Source organism: Bradyrhizobium sp. SOJA106, assembly GCF_059448745.1.
In genome coordinates this window covers 7,633,668-7,658,455 of the sequence record NZ_CM182549.1, presented here as the reverse complement: position 1 = coordinate 7,658,455, position 24,788 = coordinate 7,633,668, and the positions used below count along the sequence as shown (strand labels likewise).

Below are 24,788 nucleotides of genomic sequence, written 5' to 3'. Positions count from 1 at the left end.
CCCCGCAATCGATTGGGTTACGTCAATCGATCTGCCCTAATCGACAGGGAGCAGTCCATGACCGTGCAAGACATGACCGCTTCACATAAGGGCCAGGCCGAGCAATCTGGCGCGAAGCCTGACGACATCCATTGCCCGCCGATGGCGCATCAGAATTCCGGCGGTCACGGCTATGAAATATATCCGCAGCAATTCGTGCGGCTGGTCGGCTGCCACGACGCCTCGCTCGAGGCGTTGCGCCAGCGTGAGGACGAGAAGCTGCACTAGGCGCTCACGTCTCCTGCTTCGGCAGGTCGATCCGTTCGTGTGAGAATTCCGGCGGCCCCTCGGTGAGGCGGCGGATGCGGCGTTCGCGTTCATCGACCGGCAAGGCGGGATCTAGCAGCCCTTCGATCTCGTGCACCGCGATCTCCTCGATCCGCGCGGCGCCGGATGCAACCGGGTGCGCCGATGCCGGCGCACTAGGTGCGATCTTCAGCCCGAGTTCGACCAGCTTGCAGATCGCAGCCGAACGCGACAAATGATGGGCTTCAGCCCAGGCATCGACGGCCGCCGTCAGCCTTTCCGGCATCTTCACCGCGCTGATCGGATCAAGTCCCGTGCGCCCCGGAGCCGTGGAGTGCCTGTTGCTGAAGTCGGACACCTCGATCATCCCGCGTAACGCTTGGAGATGCCGCCATCGTAGAGGTTGCTCCGGCCGGCTGTTTGACGCCGATCAATGATCGGCCGCGGCATTGCGGCGCTCTGCGATCTTGTTGTCCGGGCCAGTTTCGGCCAATGATCGAAACGGGCGCCGCCCGGCGAACCCGGATCGCTCCTGCCTCGTAGCTCTCTCGGACCGCTTCCCAACCATTCGGCATCCCCCGATGACATCAGGCGACTCCTTCTACGGCGGCATTCCCGTCTTCCGCGGCTTCACCAGCCTGATGGACCCCGCGCTCTATGCGCCACTGCCGGATGACTGGAGCATTGGCGTTGCTGATATCGTGGATTCGACCAAGGCGATCGCGGCGCAGCGCTACAAGGCGGTCAACATGGCCGGCGCCGCCGTGATCGCGGCGGTGACCAATGCGCTGAAGGGGCGCGAATTCCCCTTCGTGTTCGGCGGCGACGGCGCGAGCTTTGCAGTCGCGCCGTCCGATCTCGAAGCCGCGCGCGAAGCCTTGGCTGCGACCGCGACCTGGGTGCGAGAGGACCTCGATCTGAACATGCGCGTCGCGCTGGTACCGGTCAGCGCCATCCGTGCGCAGGGCCTCGACGTGCGCGTTGCACGTTTCGGTCCGTCGGCGAATTTGTCCTATGCGATGTTCTCGGGCGGCGGGCTCGCCTTCGCCGATGCCGCGATGAAGCGCGGCGAGTTCGCGGTCGCGGAGGCGCCAGCGGGCACGCAGCCCGATCTCTCCGGCCTGTCCTGCCGCTTCGAGGTGATGCCGGCCGCGCGCGGCCTGATCCTGTCGGTGCTGGTGATGCCCGCGCGCGGTGCCGATCCCGCAGCCTTCCGCAAGGTGATCGAGGACATCATTCACCTCGTCGAGCGCAGCCCGGATGGCGGCCGTCCCGTCCCGCCGCAGGGCCCGCCGCTGAAATGGCCACCGCAGGGGCTGGACTTCGAAGCCCGCACCAAGCGCGGCGGTCCGCTGCTGGGGCGCAGAGCCGGGGTGTTGGCCTATACGCTGTTCGTCTATCTGATCATGCGTTTCGACCTCAAGGTCGGCGGCTTCGTGCCTGATGTCTACAAGCGCCAGGTGGTGGAGAACTCGGACTTCCGCAAATATGACGATGGCCTGCGCATGATCCTCGACTGCACGCCGCAGCTCGAGCGCGCCTTGAGCGAGCGCCTCGCGATGGCGGCGCGCGACGGCATCGTGCGCTACGGCCTCTACCAGCAGGACGCCGCGATGATGACCTGCTTCACGCCCTCGGCGCTGCGCAGCGACCATGTCCACTTCATCGACGGCGCGCGGGGCGGCTACGCCTCGGCGGCGACGGCGTTGAAGGCGATGATGGCGGCGGATTAGCGCCGGGTCCAGGTCTCGCCGCCACAGAGCGCGCCGACGCAGCCTTCGACCCGCAGCGAATCTGCGCCCGTGACCGTGACGCTGCTCGCATAGGTGCTGCCGTCATCGGCATTGTAGATCTGGCCCGACCATTTATTCGGCCCTGACGGCTGCATGCCGCTGAACAATGGCAGGCCGATCATCGGGCGTCTCGCGAGCGCGGGATTGGGGTTCTTGCTGTCGGTGGCGGGCTGGCCCGTCGCGGTGTCCATGGGTTCGCGCAGCCAGACGATGTGGCCGCAGATGCCGCCGCCGCACTTGCTGATCTTCACGCGCGCATCACCCGCCTGGGTGAGCCAGGTCCCATCGGCGCTCTGCGCATGGGCGGCCGGCGCGCCAAACAGCGCAGCCAGGATGACGGAAGGAATCGCGAATCTGCTGAGCATGGAAAAAGCCCCGAAAAATCGAGGTGCCTCCATAGCAGCCCGGCAGGATAGTGCAACGCCGGATTGAATCACATTCCTGCGCTTGATTCGCCTGCGCTCATTTGCCCCAGCGCGCGAACGCGACCGAAGCCGCGGTCAAGAACCCGAACACGACCATGGCGCCGCCGACCAGCGCAAACAAGGTCCAGGCCGGCGCCTGCGCCATCATCAGGCCGATCCCGCCGATCGCGACGATCAGCAGCCGTGCGGTGGAGGCCAGCACGGGGCCGCCGACGCGCGCGGCACCTTGCGAGGAGAAATACAGCGACACGCCCATGCCGAAGAATACGAAGGCGGGGCCGGCCCAGTGGAAATAGCTGTGCGCGGCGCCGGTGACGCCGGCATCCCTGGTGAACAGCGACACCCACAGCGAAGGATCGAGCGCGACGACGAGGCCGATCGTGCCAACCGCGAGACCCGAAGCCGCAGCCGCGGTCCAGGCGACGCGCCGCGCGCGCTTGATATGTCCGGCTCCCATTGCCATGCCGACCATCGGCACCGAGGCGATGCCGAAGGCGAAGGTGATCGGGATCAACAGGAATTCCAGCCGCGAGCCGATGCCGTAGCCGGCCAGCATCTCGGTGCCGAAGGTCGCCAGGATTTTCGTGAAGATCAAAATGGTGAGCACGGTCTGGAGCGGCGACAGGCAGGCCACCGCGCCGACTTTGAGGATGTCGAGGAACATCGCGCGCTCGAACTGGAAAGCGCGAAAGTTCAGCGCCAGCCGGCTGCGGCCGGACAGAAGATACCAGAGGAAGAAGACCGCGGTGCAACTGAATGCGATCAGCTGTCCGCTCGCAACGCCGGGCATGCCGAATTGCGGCACGCCGAACAGGCCGAGCCCCAGCGTCCCGCCCACGGCGATCTGAAGCACGCTCGCACCGATCAGTGTCATCGACGGCAGGCGCATGTCGCCGGTGCCGCGGATCACCGAGGCGAGCGTGTTGACGAGCCAGATCGCGACCGCGCCCGAGAACAGCACCTGCGAATAGCCGCAGGCTTCATCGAGCACGCGCTCGCGCCCGCCGAGCAGCGTGAAGAACGAGCGGCCGAAGGCGAGCATCATCGCCGTAAAGAAGAGGCCGCCGCAAAGGCCGATGATGGCGGCATGCAGCGCCAGCGTCGCCGCGCGGTCGCGATTCCCGGCGCCGAGCGCGCGGCTGATCGCCGACGACACACCGCCGCCCATCGCGCCCGCGCTCATCATCTGCGTCAGCATCGCGAACGGAAACACCAGCGCGATGGCGGCGAGCGGGATGGTGCCGAGCCGGCCGATATAGGAGGTCTCGGCGATCGCAACCAGCGTGCTGCCGACCATCGCGATCATATTGGGGATTGCGAGCCGCAGCAGCGTAGGGAGGATCGGCGCCGTCAGCAGGCTCGCAATGGGGGAGGCGACCGGAGCACCCGGCGGCGCAGCGTCTAGCGGGGCGTCTATCGTCATGTGTCACCGGGTGAATTGCATGATGATCGACATATTATAGGACAACCGGCATCCGCGCCAGCCCTGCGTTCACGCAGGGCTCACCAGGGCAGGCCGCATAGGTCGATGGTGCCGAGCGTCGGCGCGCGGACGATCTCGAAAACGTAGGGCGCCATGTATTCGAAGCGGATCCGCCCCTCCGGCTGCTCGCAATAGACCTCGCCCTTGAAGGGCTGCCATCTGCGCGCCTCGTAGAATGCGTAATTGTGCGGTTCGCAGAACAGGAGCCCGAAGCGGACCGCCTCGTTGGCGCGCATGGTATGGACGGCTGCGTCGATCGCCATGGTGGCGTAGCCGCGCCTGCGCCGGTCCTCACGCGTGCAGACGCCGCCGATGCCGCCGACATGGACCTTCTGTCCGTTCCAGGTGATGGTGCGGAAGTAGACGCCGACGTGGCAAACGAGACCGTCCTCGGGGGTCTCGAGCAGCACGCGAAGATGGGCGTTCTCCCATTTGACGTGAGCCCAGGACCTGCCCGCGATCATATGCGGTCCCCAGACCGCCTGATGCAGCGGCTCGGCGATCGGCCACGAGGCGTCGCCGTTCAAAATGTCGATCTCGATGCTCATGGCGTCCTTCACAGCTCTGCTTCGTGGCGCGTTTGTTCTGTCTTAAGCGCCTCAAAGGCAACGATATTTTATGGCGAACCGCCGGCTTGATCGACCCGGCCCGTTGCGACCAATTTGTGCATTCGGACGAAGTCACCCCATCACCCGTTTTCGTAAATTCTGAGGTATTTAATGCTGCAGGAACCTTCTATAAGGGGTGACCGTTAGAACTCGTTCCCCACCAGTTGCGGACAAGAAGCCATGACCTTTACGCTGCCCCCACTCCCCTACGCCTATGACGCCCTCGGCCAGTACATGTCGAAAGAGACGCTGGAATATCATCATGACAAGCATCATCAGGCCTACGTCACCAACGGCAACAACGCGCTCAAGGGGACCGAATGGGAAGGCAAGTCCCTTGAGGAGATCGTCAAGGGCTCGTTCGGCAAGAACCCCGCGGTGTTCAACAACGCCGGCCAGCACTACAACCACATCCACTTCTGGAGCTGGATGAAGCCCAATGGCGGTGGCACCAAGCTGCCGGGCAAGCTCGAGAAGAAGATCAACGAGGACCTCGGCGGCTTCGAGAAGTTCAAGACGGACTTCCAGGCCGCCGGCGTCGGCCAGTTCGGCTCAGGCTGGTGCTGGCTTCAGGTCAAAAACGGCAAGCTCGAGATCTCCAAGACCCCGAACGGCGAGAATCCGCTGGTGCATGGCGCCACGCCGATCCTCGGCTGCGACGTCTGGGAGCACTCCTACTACATCGACTATCGCAACCGCCGTCCCGACTATCTCAAGGCGTTCGTGGAAAACCTCGTGAACTGGGAATACGTCGAGTCCCTGTTCGAGAAGGCGTAAGGCCTTGCTGTCATTCCGGGGCGATGCGAAGCATCGAACCCGGGATCTCGAGATTCCGGGTTCGGCTTCGCCGCCCCGGAATGACAACAAAGGCGGTCGCATGCGCGGCCGCCTTTTTGCTGTGCGGAATTGACTGATTGAACCAGTCCTGCGTGGCGCGCGCACGGGTCTGTCGTCACACCGTTTGCATCATCTCGGCGCGGCCCTTAAGCAGGACGGGCATCACCTTCGATCCGACCGAACCCGTTGTCAGAACCTTCCCCGAAAGACCCGGCGCCTGCCGAGGACGCGGAGTCCGAGCCGCGGCCGGGGCGTGCGCGCAAGCCGATCGGCTGGTCGACCATCATCATCGCAGCGCTGGTGGCGGTGAGCGCAGGTTTGGTCTGGCGCCGCGACGGCACCACCGGCGTTCTTGAGATTCTCACCCGCGATCTCTCGCTGTTCTCGGGCATCCTTCTGCGCGTGCTGGCGGGCTGCCTGTTAGGAGCCTTCATCTCCGAGATCCTGCCGCACGAAAGAGTCTCGCGCTCGCTCGGGCCGAAATCCGGCCTGATGGGCCTTCTGATCGGCACTGCGTTTGGTGCGATCCTTCCCGGCGGGCCCTTCACTGCCTATCCCGTGGCGAGCGCGCTGCTTGCGGTCGGTGCCGATTTCGGCGCCACCATCGCCATGGTCGTGAGCTGGACCCTGATCGGCTATGGCCGCGCGGTCGCGTGGGAGATCCCGATCATGGGGACCGATTTCACGCTGTGGCGGATCCTGATCTCACTGCCGCTGCCGGTGCTCGCAGGTAGCCTCGGCCGTTTCGTCTATGTCCGGGTCTGTCGGAAGCGCGAAAGCGACGAGGATGCCGCATGAGCGCGGCGCTCCTGATCGACATCCTGCTCTGGGGCTCGGTGCTCGGCGTCGGCCTGATCGCCTTTCGCAGCGGCCCTCCGGTATTCAAGGCCTCGCTGCGCGAGGGCTCGATGGACTTCATCAACATCGTGCCGCGGATCGCGCTCGGGGTGATCGGCTCCGGGTACATCGCCGCCATCATCCCGCAGGAGGCGATCACCGGCTGGCTCGGCCCGGACTCTGGCTGGCTCGGGGTTGCGACCGCCGTGGTCGCCGGCGCCGCCACCCCCGGCGGGCCCGTGATCGGCTTCTCCATCGGAACGGTGGCGCTGAAGTCGGGCGGCGGGGTGCCGCAGGTGGTCGCCTACGTCGTTGCCTGGGCCCTGTTCGCCTTCCAGCGGGTGATCCTGTGGGAAATCCCGTTCATGCCGGCCCGTTTCGTCTGGTTCCGCTGCGCGGTGTCGGTGCCGTTTCCCTTCGTGGCGGCCGCCATCGCTATGGTGATCGGCAAGCCCTGAGGCGGACGTGGACAGGCGTAATGTTATAATATAACGTCCTCGAATGGTTCCTGCCGCGTCCCGCGTCCATCATCACGACCATGCTCACGGCCATTCCCATGACCATTCGCATGGGCACGACCATACCCATGCCCATGTCCACGATGCGACCTCGCCGCATCCGGCGCAGGACGCACCCTGGTCGATCCTGCGCATGACCATGGCCGGCCGCCTTTCGGCGGCTCTGGCGGTCTGCGCCGTGCTCTGGGGCATCGTCTTTCTGGCAATGAGGTGACCGTGGCGGCGCTGCACTTCCATAACGTCACGCTCGGCTATGACCGCCATCCAGCCGTGCACCATCTCAACGGCGAAGTCGCGCGAGGGGCGCTGGTCGCTGTCATCGGTCCGAACGGCGCCGGCAAGTCGACGCTGCTGCGCGGCATCGTCGGTATCCTCAAGCCGCTCGACGGCACCATCCATCTCGGCGGGTTAGACACCCGCGATATCTCTTATCTGCCGCAGAGCGCGGAGATCGACCGCAGCTTTCCGATCTCGGTGTTCGACTTCGTCGGCACCGGACTGTGGCGCGATGCCGGCCTGTTCGGCGGCATCGGCAAGGCCGCGCGCAAAAAGATCCTGCGCGCCATCGCCTCCGTCGGCCTCAGCGGTTTCGAGAACCGCCCGATCGGCACGCTCTCGGGCGGGCAGATGCAGCGCGTTCTGTTCGCGCGGGTGCTGCTCCAGGATGCGCGCCTGATCGTGCTCGACGAGCCCTTCAACGCCATCGACAGCAAGACCACCGCCGATCTGCTCGCGCTGGTGAAGCAGTGGCACGCCGAGGGCCGCACCGTGCTCGCCGCGCTGCACGATATGGAGATGGTGCGCACCCATTTCACCGAGACGCTCGTGCTGGCGCGCGGCCCCGTGGCCTGGGGCCCGACGGCGGAGGTGCTCACGCCGGAAAACCTGATGGTCGCGATGCGCATGTGCGAGGCCTTCGACGACAGCGCCGCGGCTTGCGCCGCGGACGATGTCAGTTCGCGCGCGGCGTGATCAGCGATGGCCTATGACGCGCTGATCGGTCCGTTCACCGAATTCGAATTCATGCGGCGGGCGCTTGCCGCCGTCATCGCGCTCTCGCTCGCCGGCGCGCCGATCGGCGTATTCCTGATGCTGCGGCGGATGAGCCTCGTCGGCGACGCCATGGCGCATGCGATCCTGCCCGGCGCGGCCGTCGGCTTTCTGCTGTCGGGGCTCAATCTCTTTGCACTGACCGCCGGCGGTCTGATTGCAGGCTTTGCGGTCGCGATCCTCGCCGGCGTGGTCGCGCGCTCGACCGGGCTGAAGGAGGACGCCTCGCTCGCGACGTTCTATCTGGCCTCGCTGGCGCTCGGCGTCACCATCGTCTCGATCAAGGGCACCAATATCGATCTCTTGCACGTGCTGTTCGGCAACATCCTCGCGATGGACGACCAGACGCTGCTGGTGGTCGCCTTCAATGCCACAATCACGCTCCTGGTGCTCGCGGTGATCTATCGTCCGCTGGTGATCGAGAGCGTCGATCCTTTGTTTTTGCGCACCGTGAGCCGCGCCGGCGGCCCCGCCCATCTTGCCTTCCTCGCGCTCGTCGTGATCAATCTCGTCAACGGGTTTCAGGCGCTCGGCACGCTGCTGGCGGTGGGGCTGATGATCCTTCCCGCAGGCATCGCACGGTTCTGGTCGCGCGATCTCACGGCGATGATGTGCATCGCCGTGATCGCCGCGGCCATCTCGGGTTACGCCGGCCTCGTGCTGTCGTTCCAGACCCGCGTGCCGTCGGGACCCGCGATCATCCTGGTGGCGACGGTGATCTACGTCCTCTCCGTGCTGTTCGGTCGCGTCGGCGGCATCGTCAGGCAGATGTTTCCCGGTCGGCATCTGGAGGCGTGACGATGCGCTTCCTTCTGCTCCTTGCCTTGCTGCTGATGACCTCGCCACTCCATGCCGCGGAGCGGCTCAACGTGGTCGCAAGCTTCTCGATCCTTGCCGATTTCGTCCGCAACGTCGGCGGCGACCGGATCGATCTGACCACGCTGGTCGGGCCCGACAGCGACGTGCACGTCTATACGCCGGCGCCGGGGGATGCGAAACGGATTGCGGCGGCAAAGCTCGTCGTCGTTAACGGGCTCGGCCTCGAGGGCTGGCTGCCGCGTCTCGTCCAGTCATCCGGGGCGCAGGCACAAGTGGTCACCGCGAGCGCCGGCATCGCCCCCCTCAAGCTCGGCTCGGCCGCGGATCCCCACGCTTGGCAGTCCGTGCCGAATGCCAAGATCTACGTGACCGACATCGCCAACGCACTGGCTGCAGCCGACCCGGATGATGCCGAGTTCTTCCGCGGTCAGGCCAAGGCCTATCTGGAAAAGCTCGAAACCCTCGATCGCGAGGTCCGCGACGCCATCGCCAAAATCCCGGTGGAACGGCGCAAGGTGATCTCCACCCATGACGCCTTCGGCTATTTCGCCGCTGAATACGGCGTTCAGTTCGTGGCGCCGCTCGGCGTTTCCACCGAAACCGAGCCCAGCGCGCGGGACATCGCGGCCATCATCGGCCAGATCAAGGCTCAAAAAATCCCGGCCGTGTTCCTGGAAAATATCGGCGACGACCGCCTGATCCGACGGATCGCGGCGGAGACCGGCGCCAGGGTCGGCGGGACCTTGATTTCGGACGGTTTGACCGGCGAAAAGGGGCCTGCACCCACTTACATTGACATGGTCAGGCACAATATAAAGGCCCTGACCAGCGCGCTTGACCATTAAGGGCAGGGGCCACCCCGCCTCGCGTCGCGCGAAAAAGCCCGAAGCCGGAGTTGTTATGTCTGAAGCGACCTCCCAGAAAATTCCCGTGACCGTCCTGACCGGCTATCTCGGCGCCGGCAAGACCACGCTGTTGAACCGCATCCTGTCGGAGAACCATGGCAAGAAGTACGCCGTCATCGTCAACGAATTCGGCGAGATCGGCATCGACAACGACCTCATCATCGGCGCCGATGAGGAAGTGTTCGAGATGAACAACGGCTGCATCTGCTGCACCGTGCGCGGCGACCTCGTGCGCATCATGGACGGGTTGATGAAGCGCAAGGGTAAGTTCGACGCCATCATCGTCGAGACCACCGGCCTTGCCGATCCGGCGCCGGTTGCCCAGACCTTCTTCGTCGACGAGGACGTGCAGAAGAATGCCCGGCTCGACGCGGTCGTCACCGTCGCCGACGCCAAATGGCTGTCCGATCGTCTGAAGGACGCGCCCGAGGCCAAGAACCAGATCGCGTTTGCTGACGTCATCGTGCTGAACAAGACCGACCTCGTCAACAAGGGCGAGCTGGCCGAAGTCGAGGCCCGTATCCGCGGCATCAACCCCTATGCGAAACTCCATCGCACCGAGCGCTGCTCGGTGGCGCTGGCCGACGTGCTCGATCGCGGCGCGTTCGACCTCGACCGCATCCTCGACATCGAGCCGGATTTCCTCGAAGCCGACGATCATGACCACGACCATGATCATCACCACCATCACGGCCACGACCATCATCACCATGATCACGGCCAGGGTCATGGTCACGGCCTGAAGCACTATCACGATGAGGACATGCAGTCGCTCTCGCTGAAGACCGACAAGCCGCTCGATCCCAACGTGTTCATGCCCTGGCTCCAGAACCTGGTGCAGGTCGAGGGCGGCAAGATCCTGCGCTCCAAAGGCATCCTCGCCTTCCACGATGACGACGACCGCTACGTCTTCCAGGGCGTCCACATGATGCTGGAGGGCAATCACCAGAGGAAGTGGAAGGACGGCGAGAAGCGCGAGAGCCGCCTCGTCTTCATCGGCCGCGAATTGCCTGAGAAGGCCATTCGCGAGGGCTTTGAGAGCTGCATCGTCTCGTGATGAAAGAGTTTACGCCGGCCCCCGATTCCGCCTCGATCGTCTCCGTCACCGATCGCGTCAAGCGCGTTGCGCTCGGCATGGGCGTGACCTCGGTGCATTTCCTCGGCCCCCGCGCCGCCTTCGTCGGCGGTGAGGAGAACGTCGCGTTCGTCGACGCAAAGGGTGAGGTCAGCACCGTCGCCGTGCACAGCGGCGGCATTCTGTCGGCCGCCTCTGACGGCAAGCGTCTCATCATGGGCGGCGACGACGGCAAGGTCGTCTCGCTCGATGCGAAAGGCGAAGTGACGCTGCTCGCCACCGATCCGAAGCGGCGCTGGATCGATGCGGTGGCAGTGCAGCCCGACGGCGCCTTCGCCTGGTCGGCCGGCAAGACCGCCACCGTCAAGAGCGGCAAGAACGAACAGAAGTCGCTCGACGTGCCCTCGACCGTCGGCGGGCTCGCCTTCGCGCCGAAGGGCCTGCGGCTTGCGATCGCGCATTACAACGGCGCGACGCTGTGGTTTCCCAACATGGAAGGCTCGGCCGAATTTCTGCCCTGGGCCGGCTCGCATCTCGGCGTCACCTTCAGCCCGGACAACAAGTTCCTGGTCACCTCGATGCATGAAGCGGCCCTGCATGGCTGGCGGCTCGCCGACAACAGGCACATGCGCATGACCGGCTATCCCGGCCGCGTCCGCTCGATGTCCTGGAGCGCGGGTGGCAAGGGGCTTGCGACTTCTGGCGCCGACACCGTCATCATCTGGCCGTTCGCCAGCAAGGACGGGCCGATGGGCAAGGAGCCCGCGATGCTGGCGCCGCTGCAGGCGCGCGTGTCCATCGTCGCCTGCCATCCGAAGAACGACATCCTCGCCGCCGGCTACAGCGACGGCACCGTGCTAATGGTGCGTCTGGAAGACGGCGCCGAGATTCTGGTCCGCCGCAACGGCACCCCGCCGGTGTCCGCGCTCGCCTGGAATGCCAAGGGCACGCTGCTGGCGTTTGCGGATGAAGGTGGGGATGGCGGCCTGCTCGAGCTTTGATCTGTCATGGTTCCGGCCGTATAGGGGACCATGCGATTTCTGACGACCTTCCAGCTTGCTGATTTCATCGACACGCTGGTCAGCCTGTTCACGGCCTTCGTGCTGGGCACGCTGATCGGTGCGGAGCGGCAATACCGCCAGCGCACCGCGGGCCTGCGCACGAACGTGCTGGTCGCGGTGGGAGCGGCCGCCTTCGTCGATCTCGCCATGCAGCTGGACGGCGCCGACGGTGCCGTGCGGGTGATCGCCTATGTCGTCTCCGGCATCGGCTTTCTCGGTGCCGGCGTCATCATGAAGCAGGGCATGGACGTGCGCGGGCTCAATACCGCGGCGACGCTGTGGGCTTCGGCTGCTGTCGGCTCCTGCGCGGGCGCCGACATGGTCGCGCAGGCAGCCGCCCTGACCGTGTTCGTCATCGCCGGCAACACGCTGCTGCGCCCGCTGGTCAACGCCATCAACCGCATCCCGCTGAACGAGAAGGCGCTGGAGGCGACCTACTATTTCAAGCTGGCGGTCGCCCCCGATGCGCTGCCCGACATGCGCGACCGCCTCGTCGACAAGCTCGAGGCCGCGAAATATCCGGTGGCCGATATCGAGGTCGCCGAAATCGGCGAGGACAATCTGGAGATCGTCGCGAAGCTCGTTGCCACCGCGGTCGACCCCAACGAGCTGAATACGGTGGCGACCGATCTTCAGCACTTGCCGGGCGTGCGTCACGCCACCTGGGAAGTCAGCACGACCGAGTGAGCGCGGCGCTTTGGCGCACAAGCGTGCGGTTCCGCTTGCGAAGAGCACGGAACCGTGGTCGTGGAAATTCGTTGGTCCTGCGGACAAAGGCGGTGATCGATATGCCCGGCCAGAACGATAAGCGCAGACTGAAGCTCGACCTCACAATTGCCGCTTCGCTGTTCGCAGCAGGCGTCCTGGTCTCGGTCATGTCGCTGGCCCAGATCCGCGCCGAAAGCCGGCTGCAGACGGCGCAGGCGACGCAGCCGCTCCAAGGCACGCCGTCCGACGAGCAGAGCAAGACGCCCGCGGAATCCAAGCCCGGCGGTGACCGGCCGACCACGCCGGCCCCCGAGCCCGCGCGCCCCGATCCGCAGACGCAGGGCGCTGCGAAGCCGGTGTTGCCACCGGCTCCGGCGGAGAAGGTCGCGCCGCCGATCGAGAAGAAATAACTGGCGGCCATACGTCCAGCCACACAATCAGTGTCGCCCCCGGGAAGCCGCATAGGCGTTAAGTTTATTCTTGAGTGTTGGAATCACACGTGATTCCAAGGGGCATGGCAGACGAATCGCTTCTAAATGAGGACTGGACGAGAGTGGTTGCGCAGCTGGGTGGGGCTGAGCAGCTTGAGATAAGCGCGCGCCAGACGAAGGCTTTCGCGCGGCGGCGCCAAATTCCAGACGCGGTGGCGTTGCTTCGGCTGATGCTGGCCTATTGTTTAGGGGAAAGAGGATTGAGATCGACAGCTGCGTGGGCGGCTTCTGTTGGCCTTGCGGACCTCAGCAGCGTGGCGTTGTTCTATCGCCTGCGTCAATGTGGCGATTGGTTTGCAGTGCTGGTGGAGAGCTTGCTCGATGCGGCAGCGCCGAAGGCGAGCCGAGGCCGCCTGATCCGCATCGTCGATGCGACGACAGTACCTCAGGCCGGGCCGACTGCCCGCAGGAGCAGTGAGCTTTGGCGGCTTCATAGTGCATTTGATCTGCCAAGTGAGCGCTTTGGTCACTTCGAGCTAACGGATCAGCAAGAGGGCGAAACGTTTGACCGGATACCAGTAGTCAAGAACGAGATCCGCATTGCTGACCGCGCTTATCTGCAACCTGACCGCATCGCGGCTGTCCGCGCGGCTGGTGCCGACGTTCTGATCCGAGCAGGCTGGAAGAACGCGCGCTGGCTTGATGCCCAAGGCCTTCCATTCGATCTGATGGCCCAATTGCGTGCGGCAAAGGCACGCGGACTGATCGATCGGAGGATTTGGATCAAACGCAAGGACGGGGCGCCTCTGGCTATGCGTCTGGTTGCGGTCAAGAAGCCCACCGGTGCGGCCGCGGCTTCGCGTCGTAAAGCTCGGCGAGACGCACGAGACGAAAACCGCATCATCTCCAAAGGGACTCTGGAAGCCGCGGATTGGGTCATTCTGGTCACGTCGCTCGCACGGGACGAGTTCTCCGCCAAGGATGTGCTTGCACTCTATCGACTGCGATGGCGGATCGAACTTGGCTTCAAGCGACTGAAAAGCCTGATTGGTCTCAAGACACCGCCTGGAACTGATCAGCGTTCGGCGAAGCCCTACCTGCTGGCTCACCTCTTGATTATCCTGCTGCTCGAGCCGCTTGTCCGCGACTTCGAGGACTCTCCCCACTGGAAGCAGGCCGCCTGACGACACCTGGCGGTTGGCGTATCTTGCAACAACTCGTTGCATCCTTGCTGCAAGCAATCATTCCACAACCAACCATCCGCCGCTTGCGCCGCAGTAAGCGAGCGCTCGGGCGGCACCTGCGCGAGCCTCCCCGAAAACGTCAATATCAATCAATGCTTGCGCTACCTTAACGCCTATGCGGGAAGCCGGGGGATCCAGTATTCCAGAGACGACGATTGGATACGGAGAGGCTGCGGCGTACTGGATGCCCCTTCGCGGGGCATCACAGTTGTGGATGAGGCGAAGGCGTCGCGCCCCTCAGCGCACCAGAATGTTCTTGAACTGCCAGGGATCGCTGGTGTCGATGTCCTCTGGGAACAGTCCCGGACGATCCGTCAGCGGCGTCCAGTCGGTGTAGAAACCCTTCACCGGGCCGAGATAGGGCAGCTGGATTTCGAGCAGGCGATCGAAATCCATCTCGTCGGCTTCGACGATGCCTTCGTTCGGGTTCTCCAGCGCCCACACCATGCCGGCGAGCACGGCGGAGGTCACCTGCAGGCCGGTCGCGTTCTGATAGGGCGCAAGGGCACGGGTCTCTTCGATCGAGAGCTGCGAGCCGTACCAATAGGCATTGTTGTCATGGCCGAACAGCAGCACGCCGAGCTCGTCGATGCCGTCGACGATCTCGTTCTCGTCGAGGATATGGTGCTTCTCCTGCATCTTGGCGGCGCGGCCGAACATTTCGTGCAGCGACAGCACGGCATCGTCGGCCGGATGATAGGCGTAGTGGCAGGTCGGCCGGTAGATCGCCTTGCCGGATGCGTCGCGCACCGTGAAGTAATCGGAGATCGAGATCGATTCGTTGTGGGTGACGAGGAAGCCGTACTGCGCGCCGCGAGTCGGGCACCAGGTGCGTACGCGCGTGTTGGCGCCGGGCTGCATCAGATAGATGGCAGCGCCGCAGCCGGCTTCGTGGGTCCGCGCATTCTCCGGCATCCATTTCTCGTGGGTACCCCAGCCGAGCTCGGACGGCTGCACGCCTTCGGACAGGAAACCTTCCACCGACCAGGTGTTGACGAACACATCCGGCTCCTTCGGCTTCTTGGAGCGCTGGGTGTCGCGTTCGGCGATATGGATGCCCTTGATGCCGGCCTGCCGCATCAAATCCGCCCATTCGGCCTTGGTCTTCGGCCGGGGAGCATTGAGCTTCAGATCGGCAGCGACGTTGAGCAGCGCCTGCTTGACGAAGAAGGAGACCATGCCGGGATTGGCGCCGCAGCAGGACACGGCCGTGGTCGAGCCAGCCGGGCGCGCCCGCTTGGCGGCCAGTGTCACTTCGCGCAGGGCGTAGTTGGAGCGCGCTTCCGGGCCTTTCGAGGCGTCGAAGTAGAAGCCGAGCCAGGGCTCGTTGACGGTGTCGATATAGAGAGCGCCAAGCTCGTTGCAGAGCTCCATGATGTCGGTGGAGCCGGTGTCGACCGACAGATTGACGCAAAAGCCCTGACCACCGCCTTCGGTGAGCAGCGGGGTCAGCACCTCGCGATAATTATCCTTGGTCAGGCCCTTCTGGATGAAGCGGACATTGTGCTTCTCGCAGAGTCCCTTGCGGCCCTCGTCCTTGGGATCGAGCACGGTGATGCGCGACCTGTCGTAATCGAGATGGCGCTCGATCAGCGGCAGCGTGCCTTTGCCGATGGAGCCGAAGCCGACCATGACGATGGGGCCGGTGATCTTGGCGTAGATCTGCGAGGGAAGGCTCATGGAATCGTTTCTCCGGAACGTGCTGTCGGATAAATGATGGAGGGTGGATCAGGCGCTGCGGCGCCTTTTAGATGCTGCGGCGCTTGGCGGTGACTTCGATCTCGACCTTCATCTCGGGCTTGGCCAGGGCGCTGACGACCAGCAGGGTCGCCGCTGGTCTGATGTCACCGAGCACCTCGCCGCAGACGGCGAAATGGGCATCGATGTAGCTGGCGTCGGTGACGTAGTAGGTCGCACGGACGATATCGGCCATTTCGAAGCCGCCCTCCTTCAGGGCGGCTTCGATGGTCTTGAAGCAGTTGCGTGACTGGCTCGTGACGTCGGCCGGCATGGTCATCGTCGTGTAATCGTAGCCGGTGGTTCCCGCGACGAAGGCGAAATCGCCGTCGATCACGGCGCGGCTGTAGCCGACGGTCTTCTCGAGAGGGGAGCCGGTGGAGATCAGGCGACGGGACATGTTTGGACCTCGACTGAAAGAGGATGTTTTGCGGGGTTAAAGGGCGTTTCCGGCGCCTGCGCAACCCCAAAGGAACGGGCTCGGCGCAGCCACGGCCGGGCGTGCCGCACGGTGCTGCGGCTTCGGTCTTCGCTATGAGAGCGATCCCTTAGGCCGCGTGCGCGTGGAGGGCGCGAACCGCCCTCCGTTTGGGCAGGGCCGCGCCGGTCGGGACGATCATCCCCTCGGCGCCGTCGAGCGCGCCGTCGGCGAACTCGATCGCCAGCAGGCGGTCGCGCTCGAACGGGCCGGGCAGCGACAGCGCGCCGGTCTTTTCCGCCGAGAAGCCGAAACGGCCGTAATAGGGAGCATCGCCGAGCAGGATCACGGCGGCATGCCCGCGCGCCCGGGAGGCGGCCAGCGCCTGATGCATCAGCGCGGCGCCGATCCCGAGCTCGCGGAAGGCAGGGTCAACCGCAAGCGGTCCGAGAACCAGAGCGGGCCTGCCTCCGGCGCTGACGTGCCACAACCGCACGGTTCCCACGAGTGTCCCCTCGCGTACCGCCGACAGGGCAAGGCCTGCAGCAGGTGCGCGCCCGTCGCGGAGGCGCTGGCAGGTGCGGCCGTGGCGGTTCTCGCCAAAGCAGGCATCGAGCAGCGCTTCACGCATCGCGACGTCGGCAGCGCGTTCCGCACGGATCGCGAACGGAGCGGCTTTCGAAGTGAGGGCGACTTGTGGCTTCCGAGGAGCAGTCATGGCGCGTCAGTCCCCGCTTGAGCCGACGCGCGCACTGCACGCCGGTCCAAGACGTCGTCAGAGATCGAAGATGTCAGGGAGGAGCCGGCAAGCCGGCTCCCGGGTTCGTCAGGCCTCAGACGAGAGGCGGCTTAGATGTGGTACGTCTTCAGCGGCGGGATGCCGTTGAACGCCACCGCCGAGTAGGTCGACGTATAGGCCCCGGTGCCTTCGATCAGCAGCTTGTCGCCGATCTCGAGCGTAACGGGGAGCGGATACGGGTTCTTCTCGTAGAGCACGTCAGCGCTGTCGCAGGTGGGACCTGCGAGCACGCACGGGGTCATGTCCGCGCCGTCATGCGGGGTGCGGATGGCGTAGCGGATCGACTCGTCCATGGTCTCGGCGAGACCGCCGAACTTGCCGATGTCCAGGTACACCCAGCGCACCTCGTCGTCGTCGCTCTTCTTCGAGATGAGCACGACCTCGGACTCGATGATGCCGGCGTTGCCCACCATGCCGCGGCCCGGCTCGATGATGGTCTCCGGAATCTGGTTGCCGAAGTGCTTGCGCAGCGCGCGGAAGATCGAGCGGCCGTAGGTCACGACCGGCGGCACGTCCTTCAGGTACTTGGTCGGGAAGCCGCCGCCCATGTTGACCATGGAGAGGTTGATGCCGCGTTCGGCGCAGTCGCGGAACACCTGCGAGGCCATCGCCAGCGCACGGTCCCACGCCTTCACCTTGCGCTGCTGCGAGCCGACGTGGAAGGAGATGCCGCACGGCTCGAGGCCCAGGCGCTTTGCGAGGTCGAGCACCTCGACCGCCATCTCCGGGTCGCAGCCGAACTTGCGCGACAGCGGCCACTCGGCGCCGGCGCAGTCATAGAGGATGCGGCAGAACACCTTCGCAGCCGGCGCGGCTCGGGCGACCTTCTCGACCTCGGCGGCGCAGTCGACCGCGAACAGGCGAATGCCGAGCGCGAAGGCCCGCGCGATATCGCGCTCCTTCTTGATCGTGTTGCCGAAGGAGATGCGGTCGGGCGTCGCTCCGGCGGCCAGCGCCATCTCGATCTCGGCGACCGTCGCGGTGTCGAAGCAGGAGCCCATGGAGGCGAGCAGGGACAGCACTTCCGGCGCCGGGTTCGCCTTGACGGCGTAGAACACGCGGCTGTCGGGCAGCGCCTTGGCGAAGCTCTGGTAGTTGTCGCGCACGACCTCGAGGTCGACGACGAGGCACGGCTCGGTGTCGAGACCTTCCTTGCGGCGGTTGCGCAGGAATTCCTGGATACGTTCGGTCATGGCACTCTCCAACGGTCCCAGCGACGGGATCCGCATCAACGTGACGTCGGATAAGAGTGCTTCGGCCACATCGCGCGATGGAGGCGCGCTGAGGCCAAAAAACTCAAACCAGACTGTGCTGCCGTGGATTGGTTGGGAGAGTTTCCCGCCCGCTCACCTGGCAATGAAGGACAAGCCTTTTCAGTAGCCCGCGCCGGCGTTGGACTGCCGGTAGAGACCAAAAAAGCCCGATCCGTCGTTGCTTTAAGTCGCGTCCCCCGTTGAGAGCGGGGTGCGCCGGTTCGCCTCCGGCTGCCAGTCACGGTTGCAAAGAGCGAAGTCACCTTCGACAAGGCACCTCTTGAGAGAGATGCTGGGCGCTCCGGGTTTGCTTTGATCGTTCGACTTCTCAGTCTTCGACTTCCGCACTTCCGAAGAGCCCCTCGGCTTCTTCACCCCTTGGCGGCTGTCCGGCCTCTTGTCCGGATACCTACCGACTGACACACGACCACAGGCACGTGCGAAATTGGGCAAGACCGCACATAAGCGTTTTGACTCTGCTTCGCAAGAATTTTTTTAGGCTGCGGACAGAATTGCCTAACATCTGCTTGCGCAGTGTTGCGCGAGCGACCCGGGAGATGAACGAGCGTTAAGTTTTCTGTGTCGCGCGCGTGTTGCTCTCGCGCGTGAAGCGTCAGCCGCGCTTGGTGAAGGGCTCGACGCGCTGAGCTGCGCGGATGAACGCGGTCATCACCAGCACGCCGAGTGCGAACAGCACGGCCTGCAGGATGTGCGTGCCCTGGTCGCCGAGACCGAACAGGATCGCGAGCGCCCAGCCGCCGGCAAAGGCCGCGCCGAACACCTCCGCGCCGATCAGGATCGCGGCGCTGACGACGGTGATGACGCTCGGCCAGACGATCTGGCGGGAGGACGAGGAAGGCGCGTTCATGAACTCTGGGATCCCAAGACTTCGAGGGCCGCAATCTCCCCGAAAAGCCGGCCGGGAGCAAGGGCAAATGGCCCAAAAAAGCCCCATCGCGTGCTATAGCTGCCCACAACAATCGAGCCACAAAAATCGGGACTTGTGATGTCAGAACCCCGCCAAAATCCGGACACCGCGATCAATCCGCTGCTGAAGGCCTGGGTGACGCCGTTCGCAACTCCGCCCTTCGACGAGATCAGGCCGGAGCACTTCCTTCCCGCGTTCGAGCAGGCCTTCGCCGATCACGCCGCCGAGATCGCGGCGATCACCAATGATCCGGCCGCGCCCGACTTCGCCAACACCATCACGGCGCTGGAGCGCTCGGGCAAGCTGCTGAGCAAGGTCGCGGCGGTGTTCTACGACCTCGTCTCGGCGCATTCCAACCCGGCCATCCTGGAGATCGACAAGGAAGTTTCCTTGCGGATGGCGCGGCACTGGAATCCGATCATGATGAACGCCGTGCTGTTTGGTCGCATCGCCCATCTGCACGAGAACCGCACTGGCCTCGGTCTCACCCCCGAGCAGCTCCGGCTGCTGGAGCGCACCTACACCCGCTTCCACCGTTCCGGCGCCGGCCTCTCGGAGGAGGCCAAGACGCGGATGGCCGAGATCAACGAAAAACTCGCCCAGCTCGGCACCAGCTTCAGCCATCACCTGCTCGGCGACGAGCAGGAATGGTTCATGGAGCTGGGGGAGGCCGACCGCCAAGGGCTGCCGGAAAGCTTCGTCGACGCCGCCAGGGCTGCGGCAGAAGAGCGCGGCATGGCCGGCAAGGCCATCGTGACGCTGTCGCGCTCCTCGGTCGAGCCGTTCCTGAAGAGCTCGGCGCGGCGCGACCTCCGCGAGAAGGTCTACAAGGCCTTCACGGCGCGCGGCGACAACGGCAATGCCAATGACAACAACGGCATCATCGTCGAGATCCTGAAGCTGCGCGAGGAGAGCGCCAGATTGCTGGGCTATCCGACCTTCGCCGCCTACCGGCTGGAGGATTCCATGGCCAAGACCCCCGACGCGGTGCGCGGCCTCCTGGAGCGGGTCTGGAAGCCGGCCCGGGCACGCGCGCTCGCCGACCGCGACGAGATGCAGGCGCTGATCACGGAAGAGGGCGGCAATTTCAAGCTCGCGCCCTGGGACTGGCGCTTCTACGCCGAAAAACTCCGCCTGCAGCGCGCCAATTTCGACGACGCCGCGATCAAGCCGTACCTGACGCTCGACAACATGATCGCCGCCGCCTTCGACTGCGCGACGCGCCTGTTCGGCATCACCTTCGAGGAGCGCAAGGACGTTCCCACCTGGCACCCGGACGTCCGGGTCTGGGAGGTGAAGGGACCCGATGGCAAGCACAAGGCGCTGTTCTACGGCGACTATTATGCCCGGCCATCGAAGCGGTCCGGCGCCTGGATGACCTCGCTGCGCGACCAGCAGAAGCTCGACGGCGACATCGCGCCGCTCGTCATCAATGTCTGCAACTTCGCCAAGGGAGCCAACGGCGAGCCCTCGCTGCTGTCGCCGGATGACGCCCGCACCCTGTTCCACGAGTTCGGCCACGGCCTGCACGGCATGCTCTCCAACGTGACGTATCCGTCGCTGTCGGGCACGGCCGTGTTCACGGATTTCGTCGAATTGCCGTCCCAGCTCTACGAGCATTGGCAGGAGCGGCCCGAGGTGCTCCAGCAGTTCGCCCGCCACTACCAGACCGGCGAGCCGCTGCCGGACGACCTGCTGCAGCGCTTCCTGGCCGCGCGAAAATTCAATCAGGGCTTTGCCACCGTCGAGTTCGTCTCCTCGGCGCTGATCGATCTCGAATTCCATACCCAGCCGGCTGAGGCTGCGCAGGACGTGCGCGCCTTCGAGAAGAAGGAACTGGAGAAGATCGGCATGCCCGAGGAGATCTCGCTGCGCCACCGGCCCACTCAGTTCGGCCACATCTTCTCCGGCGACCACTATGCCTCCGGCTATTACAGCTACATGTGGTCGGAGGTGATGGACGCCGACGCGTTCGGCGCCTTCGAGGAGGCGGGCAACATCTTCGATCCTGATGTGGCCAAGCGCCTGCACGACGACATCTATTCGACCGGCGGATCGGTCGATCCGCAAGCCGCCTACGAGGCCTTCCGCGGCCGCCCGCCCGAGCCGGATGCGCTGCTGCGTCGCCGCGGCCTGCTCGACGACGCTAAGGCGGCATGATGGGCATGCGCGTCCTGCTTGGAATGCTGCTCGCCGCTGGCCTGTCGCTTGCGTCGGGAGCGGCGAGCGCTCATCCGCATGTCTGGATCACTGCGACCAGCGAGCTGGTTTATGCAGCCGACGGCACCATCACCGGCGTCCGCCACGCCTGGACCTTCGACGACATGTTCTCGGCCTATGCGGTGCAGGGGCTCGAGAGCAAGACCAAGGGGGCCTATACGCGCGAGGAGCTGGGGCCGCTGGCGCAGACCAATGTCGAGTCGCTGAAGGAATATGCCTACTTCACCTTCGCGAAGGCCGACGGCAAGAAGGAGCGCTTCAACGAGCCGGTCGATTATTTCCTCGACTACAAGGATACGGTGCTGACCCTGCACTTCACGCTGCCGCTGAAGAACCCGGTCAAGTCCAAGCAGCTGGTACTCGAAGTGTTCGACCGCTCCTTCTTCATCGATTTCCAGATGGCCAAGGACAATCCGGTCAAGCTGGTCGGCGCACCCCCAGGCTGCCAGATGAAGCTCGACCGACCCAGCGACGGCACCGCGACCGCGCAGAAGCTCAACGAGCAGACTTTTTTGAGCGGCGAGAACACCAATTTCGGCATGATGTTCGCCAACAAGATCACGGTGGATTGCCCTTGACCGGTCGTCTTCAATCCCCGCTCGCCCGCGGGCTGCTCGCCTGCGCTGCGGTCGTCGTCGCTCTGGGCCTGGCCGATGCCGCGCTCCACGACCTTCTCGCGCAAAATCCCTTTGGCGCGCCGCGGCCGGCGCAGGCGGCCGAGCCCGAAGCCAGCGGCATCGTTGGCTGGCTGCTGGCAAAGCAGTCCGAATTCTATCGCCAGATGTCGGCGACCATCCGCGCCGCCAAGTCCGACGGTTCGGCGGTGTGGACGCTGCTTTTCATCTCGTTCGCCTACGGCATCTTTCACGCCGCCGGCCCCGGCCATGGCAAGGCGGTGATCGCCTCCTACCTTGTCGCCAACCGCGAGAGCGCGCGGCGTGGCATCGCGCTGTCGTTCGCCTCGGCGCTGATGCAGTCGCTGGTCGCGATCCTGATCGTCGGCATCTCGGCCTGGATCCTGAACGCCACCGCCAAGACCATGTGCAAGGCAGAGGGCGCGATCGAGATCGCGAGCTACGCCCTGATCGCGCTGTTCGGTCTGCGCCTCGTCTGGGTCAAGGGCCGTACCTTCATCCGCGCGCTCCAGGCGGCCCAGCCGGTGCCGGCGATCGCCGGCGTGCCGCATGATCATCACCATCGTGATGATGCGCACGACCACCATCATCATCACCACGATCATGCTCACGCCCATGACCATCACGGGCACGACCACGTCCACGACGAGCATTGCGGCCATTCCCATGGGCCGATGCCGACCGAGCTCGCCGGCCCCGGCGGCTGGCGGCGCGGCTTTGCGGCGATCCTCACCGTCGGCATCCGTCCCTGCTCGGGCGCGATCCTGGTGCTGGTGTTTGCGCTGGCGCAGGGCCTGTTCTGGGCCGGTATTGCGGCGACTTTCCTGATGGGGCTCGGCACCGCGATCACGGTCGCGGCCATCGCCGTCGTCGCCATCTCCGCCAAGGACATCGCGCAGCGCCTCAGCGCCGGCCGCGACGGCGGCGGCGCGCTGTTCATGCGCGGCATCGAATTCGCAGCGGCCGCCGTCGTGCTGCTGTTCGGTGCAGGGCTCTTGTTCGGCTACATCGCGGCCGAACGGACCACGTGTTTTTGAACCAAGCCCTCGTGCCTCGGACGCAGCGCAGCGTCCCTTCGACGATGCGCTGCAGAGCCGGGGCCCATCTGTCCACGGGGTAGAGCTTGGCTTTCTGTTGGGTCCCGGCTCTGCGGAGCAGCGCAGGGGCGCTCCACTGCGTCCGGGACACGGCAGCTCACACCGGCAAAAACTTTTTCAATGCCGGCATGAAGAAGATCCCGAGATTAATCGCAAAGCCGATGCTCCACAGGATCGAGCGCAGCGTCGGGCGATTGCCGAGATAGGTCAGCACATAGGCGATCCGCACGATCAGGAACAGCACCGCGAGCTCGTCGATCAGGCGCTGCGGCGAATCCCGGAATTCGGCGAGCAGGACGGCGAACGCGAAGAACGGGAAGGTCTCGATGCCGTTCTGGTGGGCGCCGAGCGCGCGCTGCGCGATGGCGTCCTCATAGAAGGCCGGATCGCGCGGCCGTGAATTGTCGAAGCCGCGAAACCTGATCCATTTGATCGAGACGATCGTCGACAGATACAGCAGCAGCGCTCCGAAGACGCACCATTCCGCGAGTGTCATCTTTCCTCCCCCGCTTGGATAGACCGTAGCGAAAGCAGCCTCATCTTGACAAGTTCGGGGCAACGCGCGACGCAACGGCCCATGACGAACGTTGTCCCCATCGAGAGCGCGAAGCCCGCCGTGCAGTCCGGCTGCCCGCAGGTCGGCGTGCTCCTCGTCAATCTCGGCACACCCGATACGGCCGACGCGCCCGGCGTGCGGGTCTATCTCAAGGAGTTCCTTTCGGACCCCCGCGTCATCGAGGACCAGGGCCTGATCTGGAAGCTGGTGCTGAACGGCATCATCCTGCGCAGCCGCCCGCGCACCAAGGCGCTCGACTACCGGAAGATCTGGAACAATGAGCGCAACGAGTCGCCGCTGAAGACCATCACGCGCTCGCAAGCCGACAAGCTCGCCGCCGCGCTGTCGGACCGCGCGCATGTCGCCGTGGACTGGGCGATGCGCTATGGCAATCCGTCGATCGGATCGGGCATCGATGCGCTGATCGCCAAGGGGTGCGAGCGCATCCTCGCCGTGCCGCTCTATCCGCAATATTCCGCGTCGACCTCGGCGACCGTCTGCGACGAGGTGTTCCGCGTGCTCGCACAGCTCCGCAACCAGCCAACGCTGCGGGTGACGCCGCCGTATTATGACGACGCGGCCTATATCGAGGCGCTCGCGACCTCGATCGAGACGCATCTGGCGACATTGTCCTTCAAGCCGGAGCTGATCGTCGCCTCCTTCCACGGCATGCCGAAATCCTACGTCGACAAGGGCGATCCCTATCAGAGCCACTGCATCGCCACGACCGAGGCGCTGCGCCGCCGGCTCGGCATGGACGAGACAAAGCTGCTGCTGACCTTCCAGTCGCGCTTCGGCAATGACGAGTGGCTCCAGCCCTACACCGACAAGACCGTGGAGCGGCTGGCGAAGGAAGGGGTGCGCCGCATCGCGGTGGTGACGCCGGGCTTTTCCGCCGATTGCCTGGAGACGCTGGAGGAGATCGCGCAGGAGAACGCCGAGATATTCAGGCACAATGGCGGTGAAGAGTTTTCCGCAATCCCCTGCCTCAACGACAGTGAGCCTGGGATGGACGTGATCCGCACCCTGGTGCTGCGCGAGCTTCAGGGCTGGATCTGATGGTTGG

At 64.9% G+C, this 24,788-nt stretch carries 29 protein-coding genes; 19 read left to right on the top strand and 10 right to left on the bottom strand.

Annotated features, from left to right (window positions below; translation table 11 throughout):
* Positions 1-57 precede the first annotated feature (57 nt).
* Positions 58-267 carry a hypothetical protein gene (locus AC5V87_RS36115; RefSeq protein ID WP_456842401.1) on the top strand — a complete coding sequence of 70 codons (210 nt, stop codon included), beginning with the start codon at positions 58-60 and terminating at the stop codon, positions 265-267.
* A gap of 4 nt (positions 268-271) precedes the next feature.
* Here the strand turns inward: AC5V87_RS36115 and AC5V87_RS36110 are convergent, their stop codons facing one another.
* Positions 272-652 carry a hypothetical protein gene (locus tag AC5V87_RS36110; RefSeq protein ID WP_456842402.1) on the bottom strand — a complete coding sequence of 127 codons (381 nt, stop codon included), beginning with the start codon at positions 650-652 and terminating at the stop codon, positions 272-274.
* Positions 653-866: 214 nt separating this feature from the next.
* Here AC5V87_RS36110 and AC5V87_RS36105 point away from each other — a divergent pair, with 214 nt between their 5' ends.
* Positions 867-2,018, top strand: coding sequence for a DUF3095 domain-containing protein (locus AC5V87_RS36105; protein ID WP_495369308.1), 1,152 nt, complete (start codon positions 867-869; stop codon positions 2,016-2,018).
* On the opposite strand, the gene AC5V87_RS36100 is transcribed toward AC5V87_RS36105, so the two are convergent.
* From AC5V87_RS36100 to AC5V87_RS36090, 3 genes are all read right to left on the bottom strand, one after another.
* Positions 2,015-2,443: a DUF2147 domain-containing protein gene (locus tag AC5V87_RS36100; RefSeq protein ID WP_456842404.1), complete on the bottom strand. Its 429-nt coding sequence runs from the start codon at positions 2,441-2,443 to the stop codon at positions 2,015-2,017. The genes AC5V87_RS36105 and AC5V87_RS36100 overlap by 4 nt on opposite strands.
* A gap of 97 nt (positions 2,444-2,540) precedes the next feature.
* Positions 2,541-3,926, bottom strand: a complete 1,386-nt coding sequence (locus AC5V87_RS36095) for an MATE family efflux transporter (protein WP_495369307.1) — start codon at positions 3,924-3,926, stop codon at positions 2,541-2,543.
* Positions 3,927-4,006: 80 nt separating this feature from the next.
* Positions 4,007-4,534, bottom strand: a complete 528-nt coding sequence (locus AC5V87_RS36090; RefSeq protein ID WP_495369306.1) for a GNAT family N-acetyltransferase — start codon at positions 4,532-4,534, stop codon at positions 4,007-4,009.
* A 240-nt stretch (positions 4,535-4,774) separates the two neighbouring features.
* Between AC5V87_RS36090 and AC5V87_RS36085 the strand changes: the two genes are divergently transcribed.
* The 12 genes from AC5V87_RS36085 (at position 4,775) to AC5V87_RS36030 (ending at position 14,019) form a co-directional block, all read left to right on the top strand.
* Complete coding sequence (locus AC5V87_RS36085) at positions 4,775-5,371, top strand: superoxide dismutase (RefSeq protein WP_027573470.1); 597 nt, start codon at positions 4,775-4,777, stop codon at positions 5,369-5,371.
* 246 nt (positions 5,372-5,617) lie between these two features.
* On the top strand, positions 5,618-6,229 hold the full coding sequence (locus AC5V87_RS36080; RefSeq protein WP_495369305.1) for a permease: 612 nt from the start codon (positions 5,618-5,620) through the stop codon (positions 6,227-6,229).
* Positions 6,226-6,726: a hypothetical protein gene (locus tag AC5V87_RS36075; protein ID WP_495369304.1), complete on the top strand. Its 501-nt coding sequence runs from the start codon at positions 6,226-6,228 to the stop codon at positions 6,724-6,726. Before AC5V87_RS36080 ends, AC5V87_RS36075 begins: the two co-directional genes overlap by 4 nt.
* Positions 6,727-6,769: 43 nt before the next feature.
* On the top strand, positions 6,770-7,000 hold the full coding sequence (locus AC5V87_RS36070) for a hypothetical protein (protein WP_495369303.1): 231 nt from the start codon (positions 6,770-6,772) through the stop codon (positions 6,998-7,000).
* A 2-nt stretch (positions 7,001-7,002) separates the two neighbouring features.
* On the top strand, positions 7,003-7,758 hold the full coding sequence (locus AC5V87_RS36065; protein WP_456842410.1) for a metal ABC transporter ATP-binding protein: 756 nt from the start codon (positions 7,003-7,005) through the stop codon (positions 7,756-7,758).
* 6 nt (positions 7,759-7,764) lie between these two features.
* Complete coding sequence (locus AC5V87_RS36060; RefSeq protein ID WP_456842411.1) at positions 7,765-8,634, top strand: metal ABC transporter permease; 870 nt, start codon at positions 7,765-7,767, stop codon at positions 8,632-8,634.
* Between the two features lie 2 nt (positions 8,635-8,636).
* The gene (locus AC5V87_RS36055; RefSeq protein ID WP_495369302.1) at positions 8,637-9,500 is read left to right on the top strand and encodes a metal ABC transporter solute-binding protein, Zn/Mn family; all 864 of its coding nucleotides are present in this window, start codon (positions 8,637-8,639) and stop codon (positions 9,498-9,500) included.
* 55 nt (positions 9,501-9,555) lie between these two features.
* Positions 9,556-10,617, top strand: a complete 1,062-nt coding sequence (locus tag AC5V87_RS36050) for a CobW family GTP-binding protein (RefSeq protein ID WP_456842413.1) — start codon at positions 9,556-9,558, stop codon at positions 10,615-10,617.
* Positions 10,617-11,636, top strand: a complete 1,020-nt coding sequence (locus AC5V87_RS36045) for a WD40 repeat domain-containing protein (RefSeq protein ID WP_495371999.1) — start codon at positions 10,617-10,619, stop codon at positions 11,634-11,636. Before AC5V87_RS36050 ends, AC5V87_RS36045 begins: the two co-directional genes overlap by 1 nt.
* Before the next feature lie 30 nt (positions 11,637-11,666).
* Complete coding sequence (locus AC5V87_RS36040) at positions 11,667-12,383, top strand: MgtC/SapB family protein (RefSeq protein ID WP_495369301.1); 717 nt, start codon at positions 11,667-11,669, stop codon at positions 12,381-12,383.
* A gap of 101 nt (positions 12,384-12,484) precedes the next feature.
* On the top strand, positions 12,485-12,814 hold the full coding sequence (locus AC5V87_RS36035) for a hypothetical protein (protein ID WP_456843529.1): 330 nt from the start codon (positions 12,485-12,487) through the stop codon (positions 12,812-12,814).
* A 104-nt stretch (positions 12,815-12,918) separates the two neighbouring features.
* Entirely contained in the window at positions 12,919-14,019 is a 1,101-nt protein-coding gene (locus tag AC5V87_RS36030) for an IS4 family transposase (protein WP_456836948.1), read from the top strand.
* 297 nt (positions 14,020-14,316) lie between these two features.
* Here AC5V87_RS36030 and AC5V87_RS36025 read toward each other — a convergent pair whose 3' ends face one another.
* The 4 genes from AC5V87_RS36025 to AC5V87_RS36010 form a co-directional block, all read right to left on the bottom strand.
* Positions 14,317-15,759: a homospermidine synthase gene (locus AC5V87_RS36025; protein WP_495369300.1), complete on the bottom strand. Its 1,443-nt coding sequence runs from the start codon at positions 15,757-15,759 to the stop codon at positions 14,317-14,319.
* Between the two features lie 67 nt (positions 15,760-15,826).
* Positions 15,827-16,216: a RidA family protein gene (locus AC5V87_RS36020; RefSeq protein WP_018316187.1), complete on the bottom strand. Its 390-nt coding sequence runs from the start codon at positions 16,214-16,216 to the stop codon at positions 15,827-15,829.
* Between the two features lie 148 nt (positions 16,217-16,364).
* Positions 16,365-16,952 carry a GNAT family N-acetyltransferase gene (locus AC5V87_RS36015; RefSeq protein WP_495369299.1) on the bottom strand — a complete coding sequence of 196 codons (588 nt, stop codon included), beginning with the start codon at positions 16,950-16,952 and terminating at the stop codon, positions 16,365-16,367.
* A 131-nt stretch (positions 16,953-17,083) separates the two neighbouring features.
* On the bottom strand, positions 17,084-18,226 hold the full coding sequence (locus AC5V87_RS36010) for a type III PLP-dependent enzyme (RefSeq protein ID WP_456842418.1): 1,143 nt from the start codon (positions 18,224-18,226) through the stop codon (positions 17,084-17,086).
* On the opposite strand from AC5V87_RS36010, the gene AC5V87_RS36005 reads away from it, so the two are divergent.
* The gene (locus tag AC5V87_RS36005; protein WP_164938904.1) at positions 18,225-18,413 is read left to right on the top strand and encodes a hypothetical protein; all 189 of its coding nucleotides are present in this window, start codon (positions 18,225-18,227) and stop codon (positions 18,411-18,413) included. The genes AC5V87_RS36010 and AC5V87_RS36005 overlap by 2 nt on opposite strands.
* Positions 18,414-18,899: 486 nt before the next feature.
* On the opposite strand, the gene AC5V87_RS36000 is transcribed toward AC5V87_RS36005, so the two are convergent.
* The gene (locus AC5V87_RS36000) at positions 18,900-19,154 is read right to left on the bottom strand and encodes a hypothetical protein (RefSeq protein WP_283083778.1); all 255 of its coding nucleotides are present in this window, start codon (positions 19,152-19,154) and stop codon (positions 18,900-18,902) included.
* A 138-nt stretch (positions 19,155-19,292) separates the two neighbouring features.
* Here AC5V87_RS36000 and AC5V87_RS35995 point away from each other — a divergent pair, with 138 nt between their 5' ends.
* From AC5V87_RS35995 to AC5V87_RS35985, 3 genes are read left to right on the top strand one after another with little or no spacing between them, the layout of a single operon-like run.
* Positions 19,293-21,374: a M3 family metallopeptidase gene (locus AC5V87_RS35995; RefSeq protein ID WP_495369298.1), complete on the top strand. Its 2,082-nt coding sequence runs from the start codon at positions 19,293-19,295 to the stop codon at positions 21,372-21,374.
* A complete protein-coding gene (locus tag AC5V87_RS35990; RefSeq protein ID WP_456842420.1) occupies positions 21,374-22,012 on the top strand; it encodes a DUF1007 family protein in 639 nt (212 codons plus the stop codon). The genes AC5V87_RS35995 and AC5V87_RS35990 overlap by 1 nt, the downstream gene beginning before the upstream one ends.
* Complete coding sequence (locus tag AC5V87_RS35985; RefSeq protein ID WP_495369297.1) at positions 22,003-23,106, top strand: nickel/cobalt transporter; 1,104 nt, start codon at positions 22,003-22,005, stop codon at positions 23,104-23,106. Before AC5V87_RS35990 ends, AC5V87_RS35985 begins: the two co-directional genes overlap by 10 nt.
* Positions 23,107-23,263: 157 nt before the next feature.
* Here the strand turns inward: AC5V87_RS35985 and AC5V87_RS35980 are convergent, their stop codons facing one another.
* On the bottom strand, positions 23,264-23,662 hold the full coding sequence (locus AC5V87_RS35980) for an MAPEG family protein (RefSeq protein ID WP_456842421.1): 399 nt from the start codon (positions 23,660-23,662) through the stop codon (positions 23,264-23,266).
* A gap of 81 nt (positions 23,663-23,743) precedes the next feature.
* Between AC5V87_RS35980 and hemH the strand changes: the two genes are divergently transcribed.
* Positions 23,744-24,781, top strand: coding sequence for a ferrochelatase (hemH, locus tag AC5V87_RS35975; protein WP_456842422.1), 1,038 nt, complete (start codon positions 23,744-23,746; stop codon positions 24,779-24,781).
* Positions 24,782-24,788: the final 7 nt, after the last annotated feature.